General features: G+C 70.3%; 4 protein-coding genes. 2 read left to right on the top strand and 2 right to left on the bottom strand.

Annotated elements, in window-relative coordinates; all coding sequences use genetic code 11:
- Positions 1 to 372 precede the first annotated feature (372 nt).
- Positions 373 to 1152 (top strand): creatininase family protein, encoded by a 780-nt coding sequence (locus tag O9271_RS07535; RefSeq protein ID WP_298267846.1) that lies wholly within the window; start codon positions 373 to 375, stop codon positions 1150 to 1152.
- Between the two features lie 72 nt (positions 1153 to 1224).
- On the opposite strand, the gene O9271_RS07530 is transcribed toward O9271_RS07535, so the two are convergent.
- Positions 1225 to 3150 (bottom strand): NAD+ synthase, encoded by a 1926-nt coding sequence (locus tag O9271_RS07530; RefSeq protein ID WP_298267844.1) that lies wholly within the window; start codon positions 3148 to 3150, stop codon positions 1225 to 1227.
- 63 nt (positions 3151 to 3213) lie between these two features.
- Between O9271_RS07530 and O9271_RS07525 the strand changes: the two genes are divergently transcribed.
- Positions 3214 to 5280, top strand: a complete 2067-nt coding sequence (locus O9271_RS07525; protein WP_298267842.1) for a PBP1A family penicillin-binding protein — start codon at positions 3214 to 3216, stop codon at positions 5278 to 5280.
- A gap of 26 nt (positions 5281 to 5306) precedes the next feature.
- On the opposite strand, the gene O9271_RS07520 is transcribed toward O9271_RS07525, so the two are convergent.
- Positions 5307 to 6773, bottom strand: coding sequence for an aminotransferase class V-fold PLP-dependent enzyme (locus O9271_RS07520; RefSeq protein ID WP_298267840.1), 1467 nt, complete (start codon positions 6771 to 6773; stop codon positions 5307 to 5309).
- Between the last annotated feature and the right edge of the window lie 53 nt (positions 6774 to 6826).

The following is a 6826-nucleotide window of genomic DNA, read 5'->3' as shown; positions in this document are numbered from 1 at the left end:
CCCCCCCCCCCCCCCCCCCGCCCCCCCCCGCCCCCCCCCCCCCCCGCCCCCCCCCCCACCCCCCCCCGCCGCCGGGCGGGCCAGCCCGGAGCGCGGACCAAGACAGGAGGCGTCGGGGTCAGGGTCGAGGCCAGCGCTATCTGTCGGGGCACACCACGCCGACCAACGCCCCCCCGACCGCCGCCCCCAGACGCCCAGCGCAGCGTCGGCCAGACCGGAGCCCCGACCCCGACTGCGGTAGAGACCCCGACCCGGGCCCAAACCCCGACTGGAGGAAGACCCCGACCGTAGTGGCGGTGCCCCGACCGCTGTGGCAGTACCCCGACCGTCGTGGCAGTGCCGCGACCACACCCCCGACCCCGACCACGAAAAATGAGCGAGTCCCGCCGGCCCGGCGTCCTGCATGAATGCTCCTTCCCGCAGATTCGCGATAAGACGTGGCCCGTGGCGCTGTTGCCGTTCGGCGCCACCGAGCCGCACAACACGCATCTGCCGTACGGCACCGACACCATCCTCGGCAGCGAGGTTGCCGCGCGCGTTGCCGCCGCGTGCATCGCGCGGGGCACCAAGGTGGTTGCACTCCCCGCCGTACCCTTCGGCGTGAACACCACCCAGCTCGACCTGCCGCTCACCATCAACGTCATGCCCAGCACCCAGCTGGCCATCGTGCGCGATGTGATCGGCAGCCTCGAACCGCACGGTGTGCGCGCCCTCGTGCTGCTCAACGCGCACGGAGGCAACGAGCTGCGCGCCCTCGTGCGCGAGCTGCAGCCGTCCACCCCCATCATGCTCGCCATCGTGAACTGGTGGCAGGCGGCCGATCACGCGCAGTTCACCGAACCCGGTGACCACGCCGGTGAACTCGAGACGGCCGCCATGCTGCACGTGGCGCCGCATCTGGTCGAGGCCGATCGCACCACGTGGGGGGATGGACGCAGCTACCCCAGCACGCTCGAGGGGGTGCGCACCGGTGTGGCGTGGATGCCGCGCCGGTGGACCCAGGCCACGCACGATACCGGCGTGGGCAACCCACGCGCGGCCAGCGCCGAGTCAGGGGCGACGTTCATGGCGCGGGCCGTGGAGCGCATCGCCGCGTTCTGCTGCGAACTCGCCCTCGCCGATACGCAGCGGTTGTGGGCACCGCGCGACTAGGGTGCGCGACCGGCGCCGACGGTGACGCACCGCAGCGCAGCCCCTCAGCGCGCAACGCCGACGGGCGGCCAGCTAGTAATCCACCGGCCGCAGATACGACTCCCCGATGCCGCTCTGGCTGAGCAGCGCCACCGCCGGCGGACGGCGCTTCCAGTGCGTGCCGTTGAGCCGCCGCGAGACGGTGGTCAGCTCGTCGCTGCTGAAGCCACGGGCCCGCAACGCCTCGTGCGTGAAGCCGTGCAGCATGCCGTTGAGGATCTGGTCGGCGCGCGCGTAGCTGATCCCCAGATCGCCCTCGTCGGTCTGGCCCACCACCAGGTCGGCCGTGGGCGCCTTGTTGACCACCACATCGGGCACGCCCAGGTGATGCGCCAGCTGCCAGACCTGCGTTTTGTACAGATCCCCAATGGGGTTCACCGGCGGCGAGTCGTCGGCGTGCCAGGTGAAGTACCCCAGCAGGCGCTCCGTCTTGTTGCCGGTGCCAATGGGGAGCGCCCGATAGCGCGCCGACAGGTCAAAGAGCGCGATCATGCGCTGCCGGGCCATGACGTTCCCGCGGCGCTGCGCATCGGCCTCGGGCTCGTGTGCCAGGTAGCCGTCTACCGCCGCGGTGATGTCCACCGTACGCGATTCGATGCTCAGCGCGTCGATCACGAGCTGCGCGTGGTCGAGCGATTCCCGGCTGGAGGTGCGGTACGGGAGCCGCACGCCGATCACGTTCTCGCGGCCGAGGGCCTCGACGGCGAGGAACGCCGACACGGCGGAATCAACGCCGCCCGACATGCCGATCACCGCCTTGCCGAAGCCGCGCCGCGCCAGCTCCTCGCGCAAGAAGCCCACGAGCCACGACTCCGTGAGTTCGGTGTCGAGCAGCAGCGACGGCGGACCGCCCTGGTCACTGAGTCCCTGACGGATGACCGGGAGCTGCTCGGGCAGGGCGCGCACGACGGTGTTGGCGCGCTCGAGCAGTTCGGTGGGCACGGCGAACTCGCCGGTGCTGAAGCCGCGGGCACCGCGCAGCAGGTCGGCCGCCGCGGGCTCCGGGCCGTCGTACGACAGCGCCACCGGCCACCCTTCGGTGACGCGCTTCACGTTGTCGAGCACATGCGGCAGCGCCACGCGCAGGTCGCTCAGCAACGGACTGTCGGCCCGCGCGCGCACCAGGTCATCGAGGTCGACCGAGATGGAGACGAAGCTTTCGTCCCACACCGGCGCGCGCCCGCGGATGTCGCCGCCGGGCCCCACCAGGTGAGACGTACCGAAGAAGCGCTTGCCCCCCTCACTGCCCACGAGATTGACGAAGCTGGCGAACACCCCGTGCTCTTCGGCGATGTCGCGAATGAGTCGCTCCCAGCGCGCCGCGCTGTTGGGGCCGGGGACCCCGTCGGTACGGGGCCACGGACCACGCGCCGGCGCGGCCGACGAAATGAAGACCACCTGCGCGCCATCGAGCGCCGCGATGGTGCCGCTGAGCGAGTGCCACGCATCTTCGCACACGAGCAGCGCCGCCTTGCCCCACGGCGTTTCGAAGGCGCGGATGTCCGATCCCCGCTCCACGAACCGCTCCTCGTCGAAGAGGCCGTACGTGGGCAGGTAGTTCTTGCGGTGCACGTGCCGCACCTTGGGCGGGCCGTCATCGAGGCCGATGCTGAGATACGCCGCACTGTTGTGCAGCGTGTCACGCCACCGCTCGTAGAAGCCGATGACCACATCGAGCGGCAGCACATCGAGCCCCGCCGACGCGCAGGCCGTGCGGTAGGCGTCGTCGAGATCGTAGGAGAGCGATCCCGCCGTGCACGCCACTTCGCGCACCCCCCCCTCAACGAAGTAGCCGCTGAGCGCGGTCTCCGGGAAGTGCACCACCTGCGGGCGCGGTTCGAGCGCCGCGGCCTGGGCGCAGAGACGCCCAATGCGGGCGAGGTTGCCCGCCGTATCGCCCTTGCGGGGGGCGAACTGGCAGAGCGCGAGAGTCAGCGGACGAATCGGATCACCTGGCATTTACGAAAGATAACCGCATCCGACCCCCGGATCGGTCCTGCGCCGTCCGTGTAGAATTCCCCCATGCCAACCCCGCGGTTCCTCCTGACTGCCCCCCTGTGGTTCCTGCCGTCTGCCGTCGGCGTTGGTGGGCTGTTCACCCCACTGCAGGCGCAAACCGCGGCCGGTTCCGGCGAACCGTGGCGCATCATCGCGCCGGCGCAGGTGACCGTCGTGCTGGGGCGCGACGGCTCGCTCATTGGTGAGATCGGGCGCGAGCGTCGGCTCAACGTGCCGCTGCGCACGCTCCCCCGGTTTGTGGGGCAGGCGTTCATCGCGGTGGAAGACAAGCGCTTCTATCAGCACGACGGCGTGGACCTGGTTGGCGTGGCGGGCGCGCTCAAGGATGCCGTGACGAAGGGCAGTATTCGCGGCGCCAGCACCATCACGCAGCTTCTCGTGGGGAACATGCACCCCGACGTGATCGACCGCCGCGATCGGTCGCCGGCGCGCAAGCTGCGCGAACAGCAGGCGGCCCGGGAGATGGAGAAGCGGTACAGCAAGGAGCAGATTCTCGAGGCGTTCCTCAATCAGCTCGACTTCGGGCGCGGCGCCTTCGGCATCGAGATGGCAGCGCGGCAGTATTTCGGCAAGGGGGCCGCCGAGCTCACGCTGGCGGAGGCGGCGAGCCTCGCCAGTATGCCCAAGAGCCCCACGCTCTACGATCCGTCGCGCTATGCCGCGCGCAATCGCGAACGGCGCAACACCGTGCTCGCGCTCATGGCGCAGCAGGGGTACATCACCCCGGCGCAGGCCGCCGCGGCGCAGCGCGAGCCGGTGGTCACGGTGAACCGTCAGGAGAAGCTGGCGCCGTGGGTCACCGATGTGGTGCGCGTGCAGGCCGAACGCGCCGGCGTGCCGGTCATGTCCGGCGGCTTTCGCATTCAGACCACCATCGACCCGGTCCTGCAGCGGCAGGCCCAGCGCGCGCTTGCCGAAGGGATCAACGAGATCGAAGCGCGCCCAGGCTTTCGCGGCAAGCGGTGCGCCGGGGAGGCGGGCACGCCGGTACCCTCGCCGACTGCCGCGCGCGCGCCGCGCGTGGATGCCTGTCTCGAAGGTGCGGTGGTGGTGATCGACCCGACCACCGGTGACGTGCGTGCACTCGTGGGCGGGCGGGATTACGCGCGGTCGAGCTTCAACCGGGCCATCGATGGCAACCGGCAGCCCGGCTCGAGCTTCAAGGCCTTCGTGTATGCGCAAGCCATGAGCCAGGGGCTCACGGCCAACGCCATGGTGGCCGACACCGCGCTGCGCATGCGCCTCGAGAACGGGCAGGTGTATTCGCCCGACAATGCCGATCACGCATTTCTCGGTGCCCTCACGTTGCGTGATGCGCTCACCAAGTCCCGCAATCCGGTGGCGGTGCAGCTCGCCATGTCGGTGGGCATGGACAGCGTCATCGCACTCGCTCGACGCACCGGCCTGCGCTCGTCCATTGCCCCCTATCCGTCGAGCGCCCTCGGCGCCAGCGTCGTGCAGCCACTCGACTTCGTGGCGGCGTACGCCGCATTCGACAACGGCGGCGTGTCGGTCGAGCCCCGGTTCATTGCGCGCATCGACGATCGCGCGGGGCGCCCGGTGTTCACACCACAGGGCGCGCCCATGCGCCCCGCCATGGATCCGCGCGTGGCGTTCATTGTGCGCGACATGCTGCAGGATGTGGTGGAGCGGGGCACGGCCACCGCGCTGCGGCGCATCGTGCCGGCGCGCATCCCCGTAGCCGGCAAGACGGGCACGACCAACGACAACACCGATGTGTGGTTCGTGGGGATGACGCCCGAGTTGGTGACCGGCGTGTGGTTGGGCTTCGACAAGCCGGCGATGATTGCGCCGGGGGCGGCCGGCGGTACGTTGGCGGCCCCCATTGCCGGCCGCGTGATTGCGGCCGCGTACGACACGCGCACCGCCGGCAGCTGGACGCCGCCACCCGGTGTGGTGGCGGCCGAGATCGACCGCCTCACGGGGCAACCGGCCGACGGCACCACGCCGGCCGACCGGCGCTATCGGGAATGGTTCATTGAGGGCACCGAACCGGGCGCGCTGGCGTGGCCGTTGAGTCTCTTCCGGTTGGGGCCGATCGGCTTCTGAGCCGGGCAGGGCGTGCGCGGGGAGAGTCAGCCAAAGGGAGAATCGGCGGACGAACTCTCGGCGGTCGCGCCACGCGCGGCGGTAGCCAGCGCTCGCGGCAGCGCCTCCAGCGCCGCCGGTGAATACTCACCAAACAGGCACAGCTGCAGCCTGTTGCGTTGCAGCAGGTAGGCGCTCTCGAAACCCACATGCCAACCGTGTGCGCGCAGCTGTTCGCCAGCCGTGCGGGAGCAGCGCGTTGCCGGAAGCGGAATGGTGTGCACGGCCGGTGAGGCAAACGGCGGCGGGGCCAGCGGCGACAGCTCCCCCCGCGTAAGCGCCGCACGCGACGCGGCGAGAGGCGGGTCGTTGTGCAGTACGATCGCGACGCCGGGGAAGGCCGCCAACCCCTTGCCACTCACGGCGGTCGCCATCCAGACGCCGTCGAGCGACACGGGCACCACGCCAACGCTGCTGACCGTGTCCAGCGCGAGACGCACACCATGACGGTCGGCGAGGGTGCGCAGCACGGAGAGGTCGTTCATCACCCCTGTGCTCGTTTCGGTGTGCACGGCCCACAGCCATTGCGCGTGCGTGGACGTCATGGCCGCGTCGATCGCATGGACATCGAGCTCCTCGCCCCACGCCACGCGCACGGCGCGATACGTCAGCCCCAGTCGCTCGGCATGATCGATGAGCCGCTCGCCGAATTCGCCGTTGCTCACCACCACGCCGGGGGGGTCGAGCTGCGCGAGCTGGACTCCCACCACGTCGTTCGCGAGCGTCCCCGACCCCTGCAGCAGGGTGACGTGCCGTGCGCCCGTGAGTGCCCCGAGGCGCGCCTGCACTTCCTCATAGCACCGCCGGAACGCCGCCGACCGATGCGGTATCGGCAGACGGGCCAACGCGGCCTGCACGGTGGGGAGCGGTTCCACGGGGCCGGTGAGGAAACCCCCGCCCACGGTCATGGCGGCGCTCCACTGCGCGACCCGTTCGCGTGTGATGTACATGGGCTGGTACCACGCTCCGTCGTGCCCCACCTGCCGGCCGAAGGGGATGAAGCCCAGGTGGCGATATAGCTGCAGCTGACGCGTGGTACCGGAGATGACGGCCACGTCGTAGCCGGCGGCCATGCAGTACGCGGTGAGGAATAGCACCAGACGCACGAAAACGCGCGTGGCGCGAAAGGCGGGCTCGATGGCCAGCAGCCGGATCTCCAGCGGACGCGCATTCGGCGCCAGCCACTCCTCGACTGGCCCGAGCTGCTGGTCGAGCGAGAACGGGCGATGCATGCGCGCGCTCACCATGCCCACCACCGTGCCGTCCACCTCATACACAGCATACACGTTCTGGTCGTGGAACCGGTCCACCAGCCGTCGCTCGGTGTTGGGCGGATGCTGCGGGATTTCCTCGACGAACGTGCGGTAGTTGAGCCGGTGGATGGCGTCGTCGTCGGCCGGCGTGGCCAGCCGAACCCGGCCAACGCCGGCAGCGGCGGGCGCAGGGGAACCCATACCGAACCATGGCGTGCCGGGCGGCCGATTAGTGTGATGGGTGATATTGACGT

Origin of the sequence: Gemmatimonas sp., assembly GCF_027531815.1 — a bacterium.
In the GTDB taxonomy this organism is placed as follows: Bacteria; Gemmatimonadota; Gemmatimonadetes; order Gemmatimonadales; family Gemmatimonadaceae; genus Gemmatimonas.
The sequence above is the reverse complement of the archived record's forward strand: the minus strand, read 5'-3'. Positions and strand labels throughout refer to the sequence as shown.